18 protein-coding genes are annotated in these 18,455 nt (G+C 72.0%); 8 read left to right on the forward strand and 10 right to left on the reverse strand.

Translation table 11 applies throughout. The features are described from left to right. Positions 1 to 17: 17 nt before the first annotated feature. Positions 18 to 812, reverse strand: coding sequence for a methyltransferase domain-containing protein (locus ACZ49J_RS11525; protein WP_467451286.1), 795 nt, complete (start codon positions 810 to 812; stop codon positions 18 to 20). 263 nt (positions 813 to 1,075) lie between these two features. Between ACZ49J_RS11525 and corA the strand changes: the two genes are divergently transcribed. After that, positions 1,076 to 2,203, forward strand: coding sequence for a magnesium/cobalt transporter CorA (gene corA / locus ACZ49J_RS11530; protein ID WP_467451289.1), 1,128 nt, complete (start codon positions 1,076 to 1,078; stop codon positions 2,201 to 2,203). Between the two features lie 91 nt (positions 2,204 to 2,294). Here the strand turns inward: corA and ACZ49J_RS11535 are convergent, their stop codons facing one another. Beyond that, on the reverse strand, positions 2,295 to 2,723 hold the full coding sequence (locus ACZ49J_RS11535) for a CBS domain-containing protein (RefSeq protein WP_467451290.1): 429 nt from the start codon (positions 2,721 to 2,723) through the stop codon (positions 2,295 to 2,297). A gap of 153 nt (positions 2,724 to 2,876) precedes the next feature. Beyond that, positions 2,877 to 3,518 carry a nucleoside/nucleotide kinase family protein gene (locus ACZ49J_RS11540; protein WP_467451292.1) on the reverse strand — a complete coding sequence of 214 codons (642 nt, stop codon included), beginning with the start codon at positions 3,516 to 3,518 and terminating at the stop codon, positions 2,877 to 2,879. Between the two features lie 153 nt (positions 3,519 to 3,671). Between ACZ49J_RS11540 and ACZ49J_RS11545 the strand changes: the two genes are divergently transcribed. The 3 genes from ACZ49J_RS11545 to ACZ49J_RS11555 all read left to right on the forward strand — a co-directional run bounded on the left by ACZ49J_RS11545 (position 3,672) and on the right by ACZ49J_RS11555 (position 6,741). Then, positions 3,672 to 4,379: a DUF2293 domain-containing protein gene (locus ACZ49J_RS11545; protein WP_467451293.1), complete on the forward strand. Its 708-nt coding sequence runs from the start codon at positions 3,672 to 3,674 to the stop codon at positions 4,377 to 4,379. Positions 4,380 to 4,544: 165 nt separating this feature from the next. After that, complete coding sequence (locus ACZ49J_RS11550) at positions 4,545 to 5,024, forward strand: anthrone oxygenase family protein (RefSeq protein WP_467451295.1); 480 nt, start codon at positions 4,545 to 4,547, stop codon at positions 5,022 to 5,024. A 229-nt stretch (positions 5,025 to 5,253) separates the two neighbouring features. Then, a complete protein-coding gene (locus tag ACZ49J_RS11555) occupies positions 5,254 to 6,741 on the forward strand; it encodes a glutamate synthase subunit beta (protein WP_467451296.1) in 1,488 nt (495 codons plus the stop codon). A 516-nt stretch (positions 6,742 to 7,257) separates the two neighbouring features. On the opposite strand, the gene ACZ49J_RS11560 is transcribed toward ACZ49J_RS11555, so the two are convergent. The 3 genes from ACZ49J_RS11560 to ACZ49J_RS11570 all read right to left on the reverse strand — a co-directional run bounded on the left by ACZ49J_RS11560 (position 7,258) and on the right by ACZ49J_RS11570 (position 9,313). Continuing rightward, entirely contained in the window at positions 7,258 to 8,061 is an 804-nt protein-coding gene (locus tag ACZ49J_RS11560; RefSeq protein ID WP_467451297.1) for an SAM-dependent methyltransferase, read from the reverse strand. A 118-nt stretch (positions 8,062 to 8,179) separates the two neighbouring features. Beyond that, a complete protein-coding gene (locus ACZ49J_RS11565; RefSeq protein WP_467451299.1) occupies positions 8,180 to 8,452 on the reverse strand; it encodes a DUF397 domain-containing protein in 273 nt (90 codons plus the stop codon). Further along, positions 8,453 to 9,313, reverse strand: coding sequence for a helix-turn-helix domain-containing protein (locus ACZ49J_RS11570; RefSeq protein ID WP_467451300.1), 861 nt, complete (start codon positions 9,311 to 9,313; stop codon positions 8,453 to 8,455). A 244-nt stretch (positions 9,314 to 9,557) separates the two neighbouring features. On the opposite strand from ACZ49J_RS11570, the gene ACZ49J_RS11575 reads away from it, so the two are divergent. The 3 genes from ACZ49J_RS11575 (at position 9,558) to ACZ49J_RS11585 (ending at position 13,114) form a co-directional block, all read left to right on the forward strand. Continuing rightward, complete coding sequence (locus tag ACZ49J_RS11575; protein WP_467451303.1) at positions 9,558 to 10,301, forward strand: ATP-binding protein; 744 nt, start codon at positions 9,558 to 9,560, stop codon at positions 10,299 to 10,301. A gap of 41 nt (positions 10,302 to 10,342) precedes the next feature. Continuing rightward, positions 10,343 to 10,753 carry a hypothetical protein gene (locus ACZ49J_RS11580; RefSeq protein ID WP_467451339.1) on the forward strand — a complete coding sequence of 137 codons (411 nt, stop codon included), beginning with the start codon at positions 10,343 to 10,345 and terminating at the stop codon, positions 10,751 to 10,753. A gap of 498 nt (positions 10,754 to 11,251) precedes the next feature. Next, positions 11,252 to 13,114: an ABC transporter ATP-binding protein gene (locus ACZ49J_RS11585; protein ID WP_467451340.1), complete on the forward strand. Its 1,863-nt coding sequence runs from the start codon at positions 11,252 to 11,254 to the stop codon at positions 13,112 to 13,114. 90 nt (positions 13,115 to 13,204) lie between these two features. Here ACZ49J_RS11585 and ACZ49J_RS11590 read toward each other — a convergent pair whose 3' ends face one another. From ACZ49J_RS11590 to ACZ49J_RS11600, 3 genes are all read right to left on the reverse strand, one after another. Next, on the reverse strand, positions 13,205 to 13,378 hold the full coding sequence (locus ACZ49J_RS11590) for a hypothetical protein (protein WP_467451305.1): 174 nt from the start codon (positions 13,376 to 13,378) through the stop codon (positions 13,205 to 13,207). 220 nt (positions 13,379 to 13,598) lie between these two features. After that, positions 13,599 to 14,987: an amidohydrolase gene (locus ACZ49J_RS11595; RefSeq protein ID WP_467451307.1), complete on the reverse strand. Its 1,389-nt coding sequence runs from the start codon at positions 14,985 to 14,987 to the stop codon at positions 13,599 to 13,601. A gap of 52 nt (positions 14,988 to 15,039) precedes the next feature. Further along, on the reverse strand, positions 15,040 to 16,953 hold the full coding sequence (locus ACZ49J_RS11600) for an FUSC family protein (RefSeq protein WP_467451308.1): 1,914 nt from the start codon (positions 16,951 to 16,953) through the stop codon (positions 15,040 to 15,042). Between the two features lie 356 nt (positions 16,954 to 17,309). Here ACZ49J_RS11600 and ACZ49J_RS11605 point away from each other — a divergent pair, with 356 nt between their 5' ends. Next, positions 17,310 to 17,717: a RidA family protein gene (locus ACZ49J_RS11605; protein ID WP_467451309.1), complete on the forward strand. Its 408-nt coding sequence runs from the start codon at positions 17,310 to 17,312 to the stop codon at positions 17,715 to 17,717. Positions 17,718 to 17,719: 2 nt separating this feature from the next. Here the strand turns inward: ACZ49J_RS11605 and ACZ49J_RS11610 are convergent, their stop codons facing one another. Beyond that, entirely contained in the window at positions 17,720 to 18,454 is a 735-nt protein-coding gene (locus ACZ49J_RS11610; RefSeq protein ID WP_467451310.1) for an aspartate/glutamate racemase family protein, read from the reverse strand. Position 18,455 lies beyond the last annotated feature (1 nt).

Here is an 18,455-nt window from a genome sequence, read left to right on the forward strand (position 1 = left end):
CACTTGCAGTCGGGACGCTACGGCTTCCTTCCCCAGGCGGAGATCATCGGGGCCGTGGCGAGGTCCATGGTGCCGGACGCCACGTTCGCGAGGTGTTGTTCGACCTCCTGATCGGTGGCGAGGCCGGACGAGACGAGCTGGTCGCGGATCTGAAGGATCGTCGCGGACTCCAGGGCGGCGCACGCCGGCGAGGCGACCGGGAAGTAGGCGTCGGCCTGTACGCCGCGCAGGCCGGCCTCACGGAGCAGTCGTGGCAGCCTGCGGCCGTACGCGAGGTCGGCGCCGCGCTCGGAGAGCAGGGCGCGAAAGCCTTGGCGCAGGCGGTTGGCCAGCTGCTGCTCGGGGCCGTACTCCTCGGGGCAGAGCAGCGGCTGGAGGGCCGGATCGGCGTCCTCGACCAGGATCCGCCCGCCGGGCCGCAGCGCCCTGATCATGGACTGCAACGCTCGCTCCCGTTCCCGCACATGGACCAGGACCAGCCGGGCGTGCACGAGGTCGAAGCCCTCCCCGGGCAACTCGTCCGCACCCACGTCATGGACGCGGACCTCGACCGGCGGGCGCGCGGCCGAGGCCATGAGGGAGGTGTCGATGTCGGTCGCGAGGACCTTGCCGGTCGGACCGACCTTCTTGGCGAGCCAGGAGATCACGGAAGTGCCTCCCGCGCCGACCTCCCAGCATCGCCAGCCCGACCCGATGCCGAAGTCCTGGAGGTGCCCGAACGTGATGGGGTCGAAAAGCGTGGCGAAGGCCTCGAAGCGCGCTCCCGCCCCGGCCTGCTGGTTGTCGAGGAGATACTCATCGGTTCGCGTCATGCCGTGATCATCCCATTTATGCGTGTTGTTCAGCACGGTGACGCCCCGCAGCCGCCCGGCTTGCCCGGCCCCGGTGCGGTCCGGGACCGGTCGGCGGGCGGCACGCCCGGCAGGCCGTCCGGGCAGCAAAGCGGGTCGATCGACCACGAAGCGAAGCGGAGGGCTCCGTTCCCACAGTCTTACCCGTCACTCGATCGGTGCTGGCAAACTGGCCACGACAAGGCGCAAGAGCGGCGCGGGGAGATCCACGCAAGGAGATCCAGATGTCCATGGCAGGGAATCTGCGGAAGGTCACGGGCCTCGACAAGGTAGGCGGCTTCCGCAGGGTGGCACGGCTGGCACGGCGCCGTGCCCGGGTCGATCTGAGTCACCCGGCCCGCTCCCCCCTGGGCTCCGCGGTGGTCAACTGCGTGACGTATCAGGACGGGCAGCGCGTGCCCGGCACCGGCGACCTCGTCGATTCCGTCGAGCGCGTCCGCAAGACGGACGACGGCTTCGTCTGGCTGGGGTTGCACGAGCCGACGGAGCGTGAGTTCGCGGGCATCGCGGAGCTGTTCGGGCTGCACCCGCTGGCCGTCGAGGACGCGGTCGAGGCCCATCAGCGCCCGAAGCTGGAGCGCTACGGAGAGACACTTTTCGCCGTGTTCAAGACCGTCTGCTACGTCGAGCACACAGAGCTGACGGCGACCAGCGAGGTGGTGAACACCGGCGAGATCATGGTCTTCGTCGGCCACGACTTCGTGATCACGGTGCGGCACGGCCGGCACGGTTCGCTCGGTCCGCTGCGCGAGGAGCTGGAGGCGAATCCCGAGCAACTCGCCAAAGGTCCTGCGGCGGTGCTGCACGCGGTCGCCGACCACGTGGTGGACGACTATCTGAACGTCACGGACTCGGTCCAGGCGGACATCGACCAGGTCGAGACGGACGTGTTCGCGGAGAACGGCGCGCGGGCGGACCCGGGCCGCATCTACCAGCTCAAGCGCGAACTGCTGGAGCTGAAGCGGGCGGTGGCCCCGCTCGCCCGCCCGGTCCTGGAGCTCGCCACCCGGCCGGAGCGGGTGGTCGCCCCGGAGATACAGGCCTACTTCCGGGACGTCTCCGACCACCTGCTGCGGGCCACGGAGCAGATAGCCGCGTTCGACGAATTGCTGAACTCGATCCTGCAGGCGCACCTTGCGCAGGTCAGCGTCGCGCAGAACGAGGACATGCGGAAGATCACGGCCTGGGCGGCGCTGATCGCCGTGCCGACGATGGTGTGCGGGGTGTACGGCATGAACTTCGAGTACATGCCGGAGCTGCACTGGAAGCTCGGCTATCCGATGGTCTGGATGGTCATAGCCGTCGCCTGCACCGCCCTGTACCGGGGCTTCAAGCGCAACGGCTGGCTGTGACCTCCCCCGCCCGGGACGGAGGGCCGGGCACCGGCCCGTCCGCGGACTGGGCGGGGGCGCGCTCTCGGCGGGGCCGCGCGGGCCCGGGGAGTCAGCGCGTGGTGCCCTTCGCGTAGACGCTCTCGGCCCAGGAACCGATCTGCTCCTCAGGCAGGTGCTGGGCGAGATCGGCCTCGCTGATCATGCCGACGAGGCGCTTGTTCTCGATGACCGGAAGCCGGCGGATCTGATGCCCCGTCATCTCCCGGAGCACTTCGCTGACGTCGGCGTTCGCGTCGATCCAGCGCGGTGTGCCCTTGGCCATCTCGCCCGCCGTGACGCGTGACGGGTCGTGCCCCACCGCCACACAGCCCACCACGATGTCGCGGTCGGTCAGGATGCCGCAGAGCCGTTCGTTCTCGTCGCTGATGGGCAGGGCTCCGACATTGAGCTCGCGCATCAGCTGCGCGGCACGGTCCAGGGTCTCGTGGGCGGGGATCCACTGGGCGCCACGGTGCATGATGTCTCCGGCAGTGGTCATGAAGTACCTCCCGTTGCCGGACGGCCGGCGCGGCGCGGGACGCACCGCTGGTCCCGGCCACAACATTCTCGCCGCGCCGCGGGGGGAACGCACGCGGAGAGCCGAGCCTCCCCCGGGAAGGGTGCCGGCCCTGCCCGAGGGCGGCGCCGGAACTCAGCCGCTCCACGCGGGGTGCCGTGGGTCGTCGGCGCGCACCAGGACGTCCGCCGTCGCCACCGGATCGGCCTCCGCCGCGTAGCGCTCATAGGCGGGGAGCGTCCAGTGCTCGGCCTCGGGGGTGCGGCGGCGCAGAGCGCCCGCCGAGAGGAGGACATGGACGGACAGGTCGAACGGGAACCAGTGCTTGAGGAGAAGAGGACCGTGCAGCAACAGAAGTGCACCGGCCGGGAGCTGGACGTAGGGGCTGCGGGTGGCGCGGTCGGTGGCCGGATCCCACAGGTCGGGAAGGACGCGGCCGTCGCCGCCGGGGTCGAGGGGGCCGAAGACCTCGCGCCACAGGGCGGCCGTGTCGAACCATCCGCTGTAGTACGCCTCCACGTCCTCGTGCCCGTGCTCGAACCGGAGGGACGCGGGACGCAGGAAACCGTCCGTGCCGACGACGAGCGAGGGCCGGCCGCGTACGCGCAGTGCCTCGGAGACGCGCTGGGCGAGATCGCCGGGGCGGGCGGCGGGAGCTCCGTCGAAGGCTATGCGGGGCCAGGGGCTGTCGTCGTCCGGTTTCAGGTCGAGCAGGCGGTCGGCGAGGAGGTCGCCGAGCCGTTCCCAGGTGATCGCTTCGAGTCGCACACGGCCCATGATGCCTCGCGGGAACGCACGGCCCTGAGAGCGGTCAGGGGCGGAGGACGGACCCCCCGCGTGCGGCGCGGGCGGCGGAAAGCCACCGGAAGGAGGCCGGTCATGGGCCCGTGAACCGGGTGAAGTGCTGGTCGGGCCGGGAATGATCCACGTATGACAGCACTCGCGACTCCCCCGGTCGGCACCGGGCTTGTGGTGATCCAGGCACTCAGGAAGAAGCACTGCGCCGAGTGCCGGAGCGGGCCGCTGGCGTTGCTGGTCCTGGAGGACGGTGTGCCTAGGTGTCTCGACTGCGTGGATCTCGGGCATCTGGTGTTCCTGCCGCGGGGTGACACCGCCCTGACGCGGAGGGCGCGGGAGGAGAGCGCGCTGTTCGCGGTGGTGGTGCGGTTCAACCGGAGGAGGAGCCGGTACGAGCGGCAGGGCGTCCTGGTCGAGGAAGCGGCGCTCGCCCGCGCCGAGGAGCGGTGCCTGGCGGACGCGGAGGCGCGACGCCGGCGCCGGGCTCGGGACACGCGGCGGCGAGCGGCGGAGGACGTGCGGTTCACGGACGCGTTCGCGGCGGAGATCCGGCGACTGTTTCCCGGCTGCCCGGCCGGGCGGGCGAGGGCGATCGCGGCACATGCCTCGGTGCGTGGCAGCGGGCGGGTCGGGCGGAGCGCCGCGGGGCGGGCGCTGTCCGAAGTGGCCGTGACCTCGGCGGTCATCGCCTCCGTACGGCACCTGGACACGCCGTACGACCAGCTCATGATGAGCGGGATGTCCCGGCACGAGGCACGACGGCGGATTGCGGGGGCGTTGGAGGTGACGTTGCGAAACTGGAGAGGAACCGGAGAGGACGGGCATGACCGGACAGCGTGAGAGAACGGCCCCGGCACTGGATGCTCAATGGCGGGATCGCTCTGGACGCTCGGGTGTCGGCTCGCGCATCGCGGCGAAGGTCACTGTGCCCGTACGGCTTTTCACTTGTGGTGACGACAGCGGACGCTCAGACCGCGCGTTTCGGGGGACGATGGGGGAGTGATCATGATTGATGGGCCGTACTACGTGATGACGGTGCTGGGTGTGCTCGGGACGGGGCTGGTCGCCGGGGTGTTCTGCGGGTTCTCGACGTTCGTGATGAGGGCCCTCGCCGCGCTGCCGCCGGCGCAGGGCGTGGCCACTATGCAGGCGATCAACGTCGCGGCACTGAGGCCGCCCTTCATGCTCGTCTTCCTCGGGTCGGCCGTGCTGAGCGCCGTACTGGCGGTGGTCACGTTTGTGCTGTGGCCGGACCACGGGACGGTGGAGCTGCTGGTGGGGAGCGCGCTGTATCTGTTCGGGTGCTTCGGGGTCACGGCGGTGGCGAACGTGCCGCGCAACGAGGCCCTGGCCAAGCTGGACGCCGGCACGCCGGAGGCCGCCGCGTACTGGCCGACGTACGTGAACGAGTGGTCGACGTGGAACCACATCCGGGGCGTGGCCGCGGCCGCGGCGGCGATATCGTACGTGCTCGCCCTGACCTGAGGCGGATACGCGGGCGTCCGCCCGGGCAGCCTGAAGGGTGACAGGCGCGCGCGTGCCTGGAGGGAAGGGGCCTGCGCCGGCCGGGGCGGTTGCGGCGGCCGCCGCGTATCGTGGCTGGGAAGAGAGTGCCGCCCGACGGCGTACGGCCTCGCGCAGAGCCTCGCGAAGACCGAATTCCGCAGGTCGTACGGCCACGCCGTACGCGTACGTCACACAAGAGGACACGGCCATGGCCGATCCCAAGGGTTTCATGACCACCCCACGTCAGGAATGGCCACGCCGGCCCGTCGAGGAACGTGTACGGGACTGGGACGAGGTCTACGTCCCCGGAGCCCTGTTGCCGATCATCAGCAAGCAGGCCGACCGGTGCATGGACTGCGGCATACCGTTCTGTCACGACGCCTGCCCGCTGGGGAACCTGATACCCGAGTGGAACGACCTCGTCTCGCGGGAGGACTGGCGGGCGGCGAGCGACCGGCTGCACGCCACGAACAACTTCCCGGAGTTCACCGGACGGTTGTGTCCCGCGCCGTGCGAGGCGGGATGCGTGCTGGCGATCAACCAGCCGGCGGTCACCATCAAGAACGTCGAGGTGGCCATCGCCGACCGGGCCTGGGACGAGGGCTTCGCGCCGCCCCGGCCGCCGGACCGGCTCACCGGGCGGACGGTCGCGGTGATCGGGTCGGGGCCCACCGGGCTGGCGGCGGCCCAGCAGTTGACGCGGGCCGGGCACACCGTGGTGGTGTTCGAGCGGGCCGACCGGATCGGCGGGCTGCTGCGGTACGGCATCCCGGCGTTCAAGATGGAGAAGCGGCACCTGGACCGCCGGCTGGAGCAGATGCGGGCAGAGGGCACCAAGTTCCGTACGTCGACGGTGGTCGGGCGGGACATCGGGGCGGCCGAGTTGCGGACGCGGTACGACGCCGTGGTGATCGCCACGGGGGCGACCGCGTGGCGGGACCTGGACGTCCCCGGGCGCGGGCTGGACGGTATCCACCAGGCGATGGAGTACCTGCCGCTCGCGGACCGGGTGTGCGAGGGGGACTTGGAGGCCTCGCCACTGTCGGCCGCCGGGAAGCACGTGGTGATCGTCGGGGGTGGCGACACCGGGGCGGACTGTCTGGGGACGGCCGTGCGGGAGGGCGCGGCCTCGGTGACCCAGCTGGACATCTACCCGCTGCCGCAGGCCGAGCGCGACGAGGACACCGAGCCGTGGCCGACCTATCCGAAGATCTACCGGCTCTCGGCGGCGCACGAGGAGGCGCGCGATCTGCGGACCGCGCCGGCGGCGAACGCCGACGCCCGGTTGTTCGCCGCGTCCACGCTCCGCTTCACGGGGGACGAGGACGGACACGTGCGGGCGCTGCACCTGGTGGAGGTGGACGCGGAACGACGCCAGGTGCCGGGCACCGGGCGCACGCTCCCCGCGGACCTCGTCCTGCTCGCCCTCGGCTTCTCCGGGCCCGACCGGCGGGACGGGCTGATCGACCAGTTCGGTGTCACGCTCGACCGGCGCGGTCTGATCGCCCGTGACGCGGACTTCGCGACCGACGTGCCCGGGGTGTACGCCGCCGGTGACGCCGCCCGTGGGCAGTCACTCATCGTGTGGGCGATCGCGGAGGGGCGGGCGGTGGCCGCCGCGGTGGACCGTCATCTGACGGGTGCGACCCGGCTTCCGGCGCCGATAGGTCCGTACGACCGGCCCATGACCGTGTAGTCCTCCCGGGCCTCCGCGGGGTACGCGTCGCCGGCCTGGTCGATCGCATCCTCGGTGAGCGGCGCGCGGCGGGCCCGACACACCGGTCACCGGCGACCAGCCTGCTCCGGCCACTGGCTGAGCGGGCGGGGTCGGATGCCGCGGACGGAGACACCCACGGCGCCACCGGAGTCCGGCGCCGACGGGGCAGGTCCCCGGAAGCGTGGCGGGCGGCACCCGCGCGCGGCCGATACTGGCGCGCCCCCCATCGCGCTCGTTATCGACGAGGGCGGGCGGCTGTGGCGGTTCCCGCACCGGCCGGTCGCGGCGATGCCGGCCCGGCGACCACGCGGGGCACGACTCCTCGGCTCGGGGCGGATGTCGGAGACGCTGCCGGACCAGGGAGCCACTCGCCGCCCGCGGTGGTCGGTTCCCAGCCGCCCGGCGGACGCGCCGCGCCGCACGTGGAGCCGGGGCTCCGACCGCGCCGCACACGGCGCGGGGCGTGCCCGCTTCGTACACGGCGCGGCTCCGGCGTCAGGCCTTGCGGCCCACCGCCCCGTACCCCGGGACGACGTCGTCGTCCTGGCCCGGAACGGGCTCACCGAGCTCGGGATGCCAGTCGGTGATCAGTGACACGCCGGGGTCGACGAGTTCGAGGTTCCGGAAGAAACGGCCGACCTCGTCGCGGGACCGCAGCGCCAGGTTGATGCCGCCGGCCCGGTACGTCTCGACCGCCGCCTTCGACTTCTCCGGAGTGAAGTCCGCCGTGGCGTGCGACACCGTCAGGTAGCTGCCCGAGGGCAGCCGGGCGAGCAGCCGGTCCACGAGGTCGTACGCGCCGTCCTCGTCGGTGACGAAGTGCAGCAGCGCGACGAGCGAGAGCGCCACGGGCCGGTCGAAGTCCAGGACCTCCCCGGCCCGCTCCACGATGGCGTCCGGCTCCCGCACGTCGCCCTGCACGTACTCGGTCACGCCCTCGGGTGTGCCGCGCAGCAGGGCCCCCGCGTGGGCCAGCACGATCGGGTCGTTGTCGCAGTACACGACACGGGCGTCCGGCGCGACCCGCTGGGCGATCTGGTGCAGGTTGGGCTCGGTCGGGATGCCCGTGCCGATGTCCAGGAACTGGCGGACACCGTTGTCAGCCAGCCAGCGCGTGGCGCGGTGCATGAACGCGCGGTTGACCTTGGCCATCACCGGCGTCCGCGGGTCGAGGGCGAGCATCTTGCGGCCCAGTTCCTCGTCGACGGGGTAGTTGTCCTTGCCGCCGAGGAACCAGTCGTACGTCCGTGCCGGATGCGGCTTGCTCGTGTCGAGCTTCAGAGGACCCTGCCCGGTCATGGAGAACTCCGTAAGCGGTTGCGGCCGTTGACGTTCGATTCCATCAATTCCACGCTCAATTCATCATCAAGATCAGGGAAGTTGGCTGAACAGTCGGCTGAACAAAAGCCTCAGGAGCTCACGACAGCAGGAAGTCGGCCTCCCCCGCCTTGGCGCCCTTGATGAACGCGTTCATCTCGTCGGGCGTGTAGATCAGCGCCGGCCCGTCGGGGTCGGTGGACTGGCGTACGGCGATCCGGCCGTCGGCGAGCTTCATCGCCTCCAGGCAGTTGCCGCCGTTGCCACCGCTCCACGGCTTGTGCCAGCCCTCGCTGCCCAGTTCCCGGGCGGGCATGCCGTTGTAGGCGCGCATGTGCGACTGCTTGGGGGACTGGGGCTTGATGCGATCCATTCACAGCTCCTTGCGGAGATCCCGGAGGATCTCCTTCGTGCGATGTGCTGTGGCGGCCTGGGCCGCCATGCGGTCCATGACCTCGAGGTGGGTTGCCACTTCGTTGCGTGCGTCCAGGTAGACGGCGCCGGTCAGGTACTCGCTGTAGACCATGTCGGGAAGCTCCGGCACGGCGAATCGGAACAGCACGAAGGGCCCGTACGTCCCGGGGTGCGGCCCCCGGTCGAACGGCACGATCTGCAGCGTCACGTTGGACAACGCCGTGGCGTCGAGCAGCCTGTCGATCTGGGCGCGCATGACCTCGGGCCCGCCGACGGGACGGCGCAGTACCGTCTCCTCCATCAGGACCCAGAAGCGGGGCGCGTCCTCACGCGTGAGCAGGCCCTGCCGCTGCATGCGCAGCGCCACGTGACGCTCGATGTCGTCGGGGCTGGTCTGCCCGATGGCGCCCGACTCCAGGACGCCACGGGCGTACTCCTCGGTCTGCAGCAGTCCGGGCACGAAGTGGGGTTCGTACGAGCGGATGGTGCTCGCCGCGCCCTCCAGGCTGACGTACATCGAGAACCAGCCCGGCAGGATGTCGTGGAACCGCTGCCACCAGCCGGGTTTGTTGGCCTCCTCGGCCAACTGGACGAAGGCTTCGGCATCTTCGTCACTGATGCCGTACGCCTTCAGCAGGAGCTGCAGGTACGGGATCTTGAGAGCGACCTCCGCCATCTCCATGCGGCGCACCGTGGCGGGCGCGACGCGCAGGACGCGTGCGGCCTCCTCGCGCCTCAGGCCCGCCTGCTCCCGCAGGTCCAACAGGCGTCGCCCGAGGACGACCTGACCGACCGTCGGCGCGGACCGCGGCTCGCTCACCTCGCCCCTCCTCCTGGCCCGTGGGCGCTGTTCCTCCTGGTCTCGACAGCCCTGCGGCGCCCGTCAAAACCTTGCCGTGCCCGTGCGTGTTCATGTGGTCACACACCTGTGCACTCGTGCAGGGATCCAACTGGCGCCGCGTCACGTGCTGTTACCGAGCAGTGTGCCACGACCTTTCAGAGAGTCACACCGCACTCTGCAATTTTCAGAGTGACTCTTGCCAAGTGTTCGAGGCGAGGAGATAGTGGCTACTGTGATTCCGCCTGCGCCCTTAGGAACAGATGCCGCCGCAGACCGGTTCGGTCCCGGACCGGCGGCCGGGGTGCGCCCCGACGCGGCCGTCGAACGCCGGTTCCGCTTCGAACTGGCCGCGCATCCGGGGTCCGTGGCTCACGCCCGGCGGATGACGCGCGCCCGGCTGTCCGGTTGGGCGCTCTGCGAGGACACCTGCGACACGGCCGCACTGGTCGTCTCCGAACTGGTCACCAACGCCATCGTGCACGCGGCCGGCCACCGGGTCGTCTGCGAGCTGTACGACCGTGACGACCTCGTCCGGATAGCTGTGCGTGACGAGGGGTGCGCTCCGGGCGAGCCGCATCCCTCGCCGCAGCGGCCCGAGGAGGAGCACGGGAGGGGACTGCTTCTCGTCGAGGCCATGTGCCGGGCCTGGGGCGCGCAGGAAGCCGGCCCGGGACTGCTGGTCTGGGCGGATCTGCCTCGCGGGGTCATTCCCGCTCAGCGTTCGGCGGACACGTCGCGCCCGGCGGACTCCGCGCGCCCCCTGCGTGCTGTGCCGCCCCCCGCGGACCGTCGCGGCCAGGCCCGCGGCCGGGACACGGCAGCCCGCTCCGACCTGGGCTGGAGCGCGAAGAAGCCACCCGCCGAGGACCGGGGCAACGGCGCGGGGGCGTCCTACGAGACGTCCCACGAGACGGCGGCCATCGAGGTCCCCGCGGTCGAGCACGGCCGAGAGCGGGGGAGTGTGTGAGGGCGTCGGCCGGTGCGAATTCGGCGGGTCGTACGGCCCCGGTGGTGTGCCTGGACACGCTGATCCGCCTCCGGCGCGGGCAGCGCACCCCCGAGACGCTCCGGCGGCTCGCGCTGCCCGAGGGAATGTCCGCCCCCATGGGCTGCGACGCGGTCGGGGTGCCCGCCGACCTCGGCCCCGAGGTACTGCCGCGGCTGCCGCGCGTGGGGTGCGTGTACGCCGACGGAACGCACTGGTGGTGGCTCGTGCCCTCCGACTCCGACTACGCCCTGCAGTGGCCGGAGCCCGTCCGGTACGTCGCGGGAGCGGCCCTGCCCGGCAGCCCGGCCGTCCCCGGCCTCATCCACAAGCCCGCCGGCACGATCCCGTACACCCCGCCGATACCGCTCTACCTGGCCCTGTGCCGGGTGACGGGGACGACGCCCACCTGGTCGCGGCCGATCAGCGCCTGAGCGCTGTCCACCGGGCCGGTGGTGGCGGGCGGGATTCGGGTCGGGGGTGTTCCGGTCCCCCGAGTCGCACGAACCGTCACCACCTTCCGGCCCGCCTTCCCCCGGCCTCTCCCGCCGTTTTCCCCCTCTTCCCCCCGCACCGCCCCGCCTCCCCGGTCTCCCCACCACTCCCCCGCACCGGCCGCCACTCCCCACGCACAGTCGTCCGCCGACACGCGCTCCGCGTGCCCCGTACGAGCCGCCGCGAGACGGTCGCGCGCTCTGGTCCCCCGGCCGTCCACCCCGCGATAGTGGCCGTGCGCCGACGATCGGGGGAGGCCCGGGGTGGGGACAGCGCGCGACGCGAACAAACGCACACCACGCACACCACGCACACCGCGCAAAGGTGAGCGGGACCACAAGCCCGAGACACCGGAGACACCGGAGACACCGACCCCGAAGACCCCGGAGACATCGGGCTCCGAGGTACTCCTCTTCGGCGGGCCGCTCCGGTACGACATGGGCTGGTCCCAGCACGCCGACGCGTTCCTGGAGCTGAACTTCCGCGCCATGGTGAGGCGGCTGCCGTCGCTGCTCACCTCCAGTTTCCGGCTGGCCTGGCAGGCGGACCGGCGCGCCGCCCGGACCGTACTGGCCGCCGAGGTCGGCCAGGGTCTGGCCCAGGCGGTGAGTCTGCTGGCGGTCAACACCGTCCTGGCCCGGCTGATCGCCGACGGCTCGGTCGAGGACCGGTTGCGCGGCGCCGCTCCGGCACTCGTCATGATCGCCGCCGCCGCGCTCCTGGCCGTGCTGCTGCACGCCGCCTCGACGTACGCCACCGGCCGTCTGGAACCCAAGGTCGAGCGGGTGGCCACCGAGCTGTACCTGGAGCGGGCGGCGGCCGTGGAGCTTGCCGCCATCGAGGACGACGCCTTCCACAAGCTGCTCGACACCGCGAAGTACGGCGCCCAGTCGGCGCGCCGGATGATCTCCTACTCCGCGCGCGTGGTGAACGCGATGATCTCGCTGGTCGCGGCGGCGGGCGTACTGACCGTGCTGCACCCGGCCCTGCTCCCGCTGCTCGTCACGATGACGCTGCCGAGCGCCTGGAGCTCGTTGACCATCGCCCGGCGCCGTTACGAGTCGTTCCACGCCTGGGTGCAGCACGCGCGCGCGGGACACCTGATCAGCACGCTGCTGACCGAGCCGGAGGCGGCCCCGGAGATCCGCGTGCACGGCGTCGGCCCGTTCCTGCTGCGCCACTTCCGTTCGATGTCGGAGACGGCGGAGGCCGAGCAGGCACGGCTGGCTCGCCTGGCGGCCCGTACGGGGCTGATCGCCGCCGCCTGGACGGGGCTCGCGACCGTGGCGACATACGCGACCCTCGGCGGCCTGCTGCTCGCGGGTGCCATGGCCCTGTCCGTGGCGGGGACGGCGGTCATCGCGATCCGCACCGGCTCGACCAGCCTCGACACGCTCGTCCTCGAGCTCAACGCGCTGCACGAGGAGGCGCTGTTCGTGGGCGACATGGAACGCCTGTACGTGGAGGCGGCCAAGCGCGCCATACCGGTGGGCGGGGAGCCGCTGCCCGCGGACCCGCGCGAGATCCGCCTGGAGAACGTCACCTTCTCGTACCCGGGCAAGGCGAGCCGGCCGGCTCTGTGCGACGTGACGCTGACGGTGCCGCTCGGCAAGATCGTCGCACTCGTGGGTGAGAACGGCTCGGGCAAGACCACGCTGGTCAAGCTGCTCGCCGGGCTGTACACGCCGGACAAGGGCCGCATCCTGTGGGACGACGTGGACACGGCGACCGCCGACCGGCAGCAGCTCGCCGAACGCATCGCGATGGTGGCGCAGGACTTCAAGAGGTGGCCCTTCACGGCCCGCGTGAACGTAGCGGTGGGCCGCCCGTCTGCGCCGCTGACCGACGAGCGCGTCTCCTCGTCGGTCGCCGAGGCGGGGGCCCAGGACGTGGTGGCGGACCTTCCGCGCGGCCTGGACACGCTCCTCGCGCGCGGGTTCAGCGGCGGGCACGAGCTGTCGGGCGGGCAGTGGCAGCGGCTCGGTATCGCGCGGGCGGCCTACCGGCGCGGCCACATCCTGATCGTGGACGAGCCGACGGCGGCCCTCGACGCCCGCGCCGAGCTGGAGGTCTTCGAGAAGATCCGTGCCCTCGCGGGCACCGGCCAGACCGTCATCCTCATCACCCACCGCCTGGCCTCGGTGCGCCACGCCGACCTGGTGCACGTCCTCGACCAGGGCCGGCTGGTGGAGTCCGGCACACCGGAGGAACTGCTGGCCACGGGCGGCGTCTACGCGGAGTTGTACGCGCTGCAGGCGGAGCAGTTCACGGCGAAGGTGCCGACCAGGGAGGCGGGTTGACGCGCCTCGGGGGTCCGTCGGTCCCCACGGTCACACTCCGGAGTCATCCAGGGCTCACTCTCCGGAGTCGGCTCCGGAGTCATCCAGGAATCACTCTCCGGAGTCGGCTCCGGGCACGATCACCAGGAACGTGTCGGTGGCGAGGTCCATGACGACCTCCGCGGCCTGGCCCTCCAGGCGGCGCGCCTGCGCGAACTCCTCGGCGGGCCACGATCCGCGCGGGCCGCCCGCGGGGAAGCGCTCCAGCACTGTTCTCCCCTTCACCCTGCACCTCCATGTAAAGCCTGTACTCGTAGAGTTAAACGCCCTCCCTGGGGTGAACGGCTCTTTACGTGACGGTAATGAGACGTAGTTGACACGCGGTCAACGCAGAACGGTGAGGGAATTCTCAGAAAACGCCCTGGCGGGTGACTTTCCGTACCGAATTCGGCACGAGCCGTGTCCGCACGAGCCGTGTCCGCACGTGCCGGGTCCGGTGCTCAGCTCACTCCGGCGGCTTGTCGTACTCCTGGATCCGCCTCCCGTGGCCGCGGTCCACCAGCGCGGGCAGGCGCTCTCCGAGTTCCCGCACGGTCGCCGGGAGGTCGATGGTGAGGAGTCGCCGGTCTCGCATGAGGACGCGCCCGTCGACGATCGTGGTGCGGACGTCGGAGGAGCGGGCGCTGTGCACGAGGGAGGCGGCGAGGTCGTGGACGGGCTGGGTGTGCGGGCCGGTGACGTCGACGAGGATGATGTCGGCGCGCCGTCCGGGGGCGAGGCTGCCGATGTGGTCCCCCAGTCCGACCGCCCGGGCGCTCTGGAGCGTGGCGTGGTGCAGCGCCTGCCGTGAGGTCAGCCAGCGCGGGTCGCCCTCGGTCGACTTCTGCACGAGCGCGGTGAGTGCCATGGACTCCCATACGTCGAGCGAGTTGTTCGAGGCGGCGCCGTCCGTGGCGAGACCGACGTCGATACCGATGCGGCGCAGGGCCCGTACCGGAGTGGTGGGCCAGGCGAACTTCAGGTAGCCGCGGGGCGCCGAGGCCACGGCGACCGGTCCCGTCGCCCGCTCCAGAACGGGCAGGTCGCGCTCGATGATGCCGGTGCCGTGCGCGATGAGCACGCCCGCGTCCAGGCCGAGGAGCCCCGTGCGTTCCAGCACCTCGATGGGTGTGACGCCGTGCCGGGCGAGGCTGTTGTCGGTCTGGTCGCGGCTCTCGGCGGCGTGGAGGTGGACGGGCAGGCCGTGTTCGCCGGCGAGTCCGGCCGTGGCGGTGAGGTCGGTGTCGTCGACGGTGTAGGGGGCGTGCGGCGCGAGCGCGGTGGTGATGCGACCGCCGGCGGCGCCCCGATTCCGTAGCGCGAACTCCAGTGACTTCTCGCGCCCTTCGGGCCCCTGGGAGGAGAAGTAGGCCTCCCCCAGATGGGCGCGCAGACCGGTCTCGGCCGTCACGGCGGCGACCGTGTCCATCGCGAAGTAGTGGTCGGCGAAACAGGTCACCCCACCGCGGATCATCTCGGCACAGGCCAGCCGCGCGCCCAGCTCCACGTCCTTGGGGGTGAGGTTCGACTCGATCGGCCAGACGACGTCGTTGAACCACTCCTCGGCCGGCAGGTCCTCGGCGACTCCGCGCAGGGCGACCATCGGGGCGTGGGTGTGGCAGTTGATGAGACCGGGCAGGGCGACCTGGCCGCGGGCGTCGATGCGCTCGGTCGCAGGTGGTTCGGCCATGTCCCCGGCAGCGCGCCCCGCCGGGCCGACGGACACGATGACCCCACCGCGTACGACGATCGAGGCGTCCTCGACGAACCCGATCCCTTCCTGGTCGTCGTGCACGAGGGCGGTGCAGCCGGTGATGAGGATATCCGCGGAGGAGTCGGCGCGAGACGGCGTCATGCGGTCACGGTACGACGGCGACGTAGTCGCGTGGAACGTGAACAAGCCGCCTCTAGGCTCCGATTCCGCCCTGGCCCGCCGTCCGCAGCCCCGGCAGTGTGGCCCTCCGGGCCGCCGGTGCCAGGCGGCCCAGCCCCGCCCGTCTGCCGCGCTCGGTGAGCTCGTCGAGGAGTTCGGTGAGTCGCTCGGTGTCCTCGGGCGTGAGGTGGCCGGTGTCGTCGAGGTGGACGGCGTACGCGGTGGTCGTGTCCACGAGGCGTTCGAGCGTGGCCGCGACCTCGTCGGTTCCCTCCGTGTGCCGGGCGAGGGCGGGGAGTTCGGCCGCGGCGAGGCCGATCGCGGCGTGGGCCTCGGCGAGCGTGCGGTAGGCCTCGCGGCGCAGGGTCCACCGCCGCGCGCGATCGTCGGACTCGCTGAGCACGTGCGCGAGGTAGGCGTACGCGGCGTCCCCGGCCTTGGTCAGCCGGGAGCGCACACCTCCGCCCTGCTGCCCCGGCATCGGCAGGTGGCCCACGATAAGCACGATCGCGCAGGCCAGCAGCGTCTCCAGGATCCGGCTCCAGGAGGCCTGCGGATCGCCGCCCACCATCACGAGGGCGAGCACGAGCACGGTGACGACGGCGGTCTGCGCGGCGAAGTGCCGCGTGGCGACGGGAATCAGGGCACCGCAGACGGCGACGAGCGCCACGAGCCCCTCGGGCCGCGGCAGCACGGCGGCGAACCCGGCGAAGAGGACCGCCCCCAGCAAGGTCCCGGCCGCCCGGGACAGCACGCGTGAGGCGAGCGGTCCGAGGTCGGGCTTGACCAGGAAGACGGCCGTGGCGGGCAGCCAGTACCAGTGGACGTGATGGAGGGCCTGCGCGACAGCCGCGCTGACGCCGAACGACAGCGCGACCCGCATCCCGTACTCACGTCCGCCGGACCCGAGGGCGACCCGGGCGAGCGACCTGGCGGTACGGCGCCGGCGGTGGAGCCTCTCCTCGTGAGCGCCGCCTTCCTGGTCGAACGCCTCGGCGGCCCGCAGCAGGGCGTCGTCCAGGGCACGCAGGGCGGGTGCGGAACGGGCGGGCGCGGGCAGCGGCCCCGTGGGCGCGCCCGCCCGTACGGCGGCGGCGAGGCGCCGTGGCCCTTCCGCCGCCCGGGCGGGCACGGCGTCCCCCGCCCAGGCGAGCGCGGTAGCGGCCTCGGCGAGGGGCAGCGCGGCGGCGTACTGGGCGTGCAGCCGCCGCTCGGTCGCCGAACTCGCGTACCGCCGCAGCCGGGGCCCCGCGAGGGCGTCCTGCGCGTGGTCGAGAGCGGCGGTCAGGGCGGCCCGCCGGTCGGTGGCCTCTGGGGTACCCGCCGCGCCGAGCAGCTCCACGATGGCGTCGTACACCTTGGCGACGGCGTCCCGCTCCCCGTCGAACCGGAAGTCGAGCCAGAACTCCAGCCGCGCGTCCCCCGCGACGGCGCCGGGCGTGGGCAGCACGAGCCGGAGGGTGAGCAGCCACGCGGCCCCACCGACGTAGGCGAGCGCGCGCTCCCAGCCGCTCTCGGGCAGGGGCATCCCGGCCCCGATCGCGGCGGCGACCAGCAACTGCGTCCCGGCCCCGGAGGCCACGGGCCCGATCGCACTGACGCTCCCGGCGAGCAGCCCGAGCAGGGTCAGGACAAGGGTGAGCACCACGGCGTGCGCGTGTTCCCCGGCGAACGTCCCCACGAACAGCCCGGCGGCCCCGGCCAGCGCCGGTACCCCGATCCGCTTGACCGAGGCCCTCCGGCTCCCTGGCCGGTCGTTGATCCCGGCGAGCATGGCCCCGAGCGCGGCGACGACCCCGACGGAGGCCTGGTCGAGGAGCACGGCCGCGAACAGCAACGGCCCACCCGCCAGGGCCCCTCTCACCACCGCGTTCCACGGCACGGGCCCCCTTTGCGCACGCAGAGCATGAGCGAGCCAGGGCGGCACGGCGAGCACGAGGCGGGACAAGGGTGTGGCTCCTGTCAGGACGAGGGCGGGGTGTGCCTTCGGGCGACGGTGGCCGGGCGGGGGTTCGTTGTCTCCACGGTACGGGGCTCTGCCGGAGGGGACGGGGGAGATGTGTTACCGGGGTGTGACGATCGGCGGGAAGGCCGCGTTCTTTATGAACGCAATGGAGGTGAACACACAGCGCCGTCGGTCACGCGCGGTCGGCGAGCCGACCGTCTTCGCGAAACCACGGCGGCGCGCCGCCCGGGCGCCAGTGCGACCGGGGGGGGGAGGGCGAAACTCGGGTGCGCTCAGGTCACGGGGTTCGCATGATCAGACAGTAGTCAGGAGTTGGCCTTTCGACCCCGGGAGTTCCCATGATCCAGCGCGTCACCGTCCCCGGCCTCTTCCCACCGCCCGTGTACTCCCACGCCTCCGTCGTCGAGGCGGGGACGAAGCTGGCGTTCCTGGCCGGTTCCGTCCCCCTGGACGCCGACGGGAACCTCGTCGGCGCGGGCGACCCCGTGCGGCAGGCCGAGCAGGTGCTCGCGAACCTCGGCGAGCAGTTGCGCGCGGTCGGCAGCGATTTCGCGCACGTGGTGTCGACGGAGGTGTACGTCGTGAGCCAGAAGCCCGCGGTCCTCTCCGCGGTCTGGGACGTCGTCGAGGCCTCCGGCCTGAGTACTGGCCCGCACTCCTCGACCCTGCTCGGCGTGGCCTGCCTCGGCTACACGGGCCAGCTCGTGGAGATCACGGCGACCGCGGCCGTCCCGGGGCCCGCGTAGGTTCACTGAGCCCGTGTCGCCTCACTTGCGGCTCCGCCCCAGGTCCTGCGCTTGGGGAGGGGCTTGGCGTAGCTCCCCGCCCGGCTGGTGGTGAGTCCGAGTGTCACCAGTGACTCGGCGAGTTTCACGGCCGCGGCCACTCCGTCGACGACGGGCAGCCCCAGCTTCTCCCCCACCGTGCGCTGCAGACCTGTCATGCCGGCGCATCCGAGCACGAGGACCTCGGCGCCCGCGTCCCGGGCCCGCTCGGCGGCGGTCACGAAGGCTTCCTCGGTGCGTACGGGATCGCCGAGGTCGAGCACGCCGAGCCCGGTGCCGACCACGGCGGCGCAGTTCCGCCCCACCCCGGCCACCTCCAGGCTGTCCTCGATCTGCCCGCAGGACCTCTCCAGCGTGGTGACGACCCCGTACCGCCGTCCCAGCAGACACGCGAAGTGGGCGGCGGCCTCGGTGATGTCGACCACGGGCACGTCCACGAGTTCCCGCGCCCCTTCGCGTCCGTGTTCGCCGAACCCGGCCATGACGACCGCGTCGTACGGATCGTCGTACGTCCGCAGCGTGTCGAGGACGGCGGCGGCCGAGAGATAGCTGTCGAGCCAGCCTTCCGCGGACTGAGGTCCCCATGCCGGGGTCAGTCCGGTCACGGTGGTGCCCGGGCCTGCGGCGGCCCGGGCACCTCGTACGATCTCCTCGGTCATCTCCTGCGTGGTGTTGCAGTTGGTGACGACGATGCGCACG

The sequence above is a fragment of the Streptomyces sp. NPDC030840 genome (assembly GCF_055572015.1).

What these genes read in the sequence shown, in the direction of transcription:
- ACZ49J_RS11525 (WP_467451286.1), bottom strand. Translation starts at nt 812, where the DNA reads ATGACGCGAACCGATGAGTATCTCCTCGACAACCAGCAGGCCGGGGCG.
- corA (WP_467451289.1), top strand. Translation starts at nt 1,076, where the DNA reads ATGTCCATGGCAGGGAATCTGCGGAAGGTCACGGGCCTCGACAAGGTA.
- ACZ49J_RS11535 (WP_467451290.1), bottom strand. Translation starts at nt 2,723, where the DNA reads ATGACCACTGCCGGAGACATCATGCACCGTGGCGCCCAGTGGATCCCC.
- ACZ49J_RS11540 (WP_467451292.1), bottom strand. Translation starts at nt 3,518, where the DNA reads ATGGGCCGTGTGCGACTCGAAGCGATCACCTGGGAACGGCTCGGCGAC.
- ACZ49J_RS11545 (WP_467451293.1), top strand. Translation starts at nt 3,672, where the DNA reads ATGACAGCACTCGCGACTCCCCCGGTCGGCACCGGGCTTGTGGTGATC.
- ACZ49J_RS11550 (WP_467451295.1), top strand. Translation starts at nt 4,545, where the DNA reads ATGATTGATGGGCCGTACTACGTGATGACGGTGCTGGGTGTGCTCGGG.
- ACZ49J_RS11555 (WP_467451296.1), top strand. Translation starts at nt 5,254, where the DNA reads ATGGCCGATCCCAAGGGTTTCATGACCACCCCACGTCAGGAATGGCCA.
- ACZ49J_RS11560 (WP_467451297.1), bottom strand. Translation starts at nt 8,061, where the DNA reads ATGACCGGGCAGGGTCCTCTGAAGCTCGACACGAGCAAGCCGCATCCG.
- ACZ49J_RS11565 (WP_467451299.1), bottom strand. Translation starts at nt 8,452, where the DNA reads ATGGATCGCATCAAGCCCCAGTCCCCCAAGCAGTCGCACATGCGCGCC.
- ACZ49J_RS11585 (WP_467451340.1), top strand. Translation starts at nt 11,252, where the DNA reads ATGGGCTGGTCCCAGCACGCCGACGCGTTCCTGGAGCTGAACTTCCGC.
- ACZ49J_RS11595 (WP_467451307.1), bottom strand. Translation starts at nt 14,987, where the DNA reads ATGACGCCGTCTCGCGCCGACTCCTCCGCGGATATCCTCATCACCGGC.
- ACZ49J_RS11605 (WP_467451309.1), top strand. Translation starts at nt 17,310, where the DNA reads ATGATCCAGCGCGTCACCGTCCCCGGCCTCTTCCCACCGCCCGTGTAC.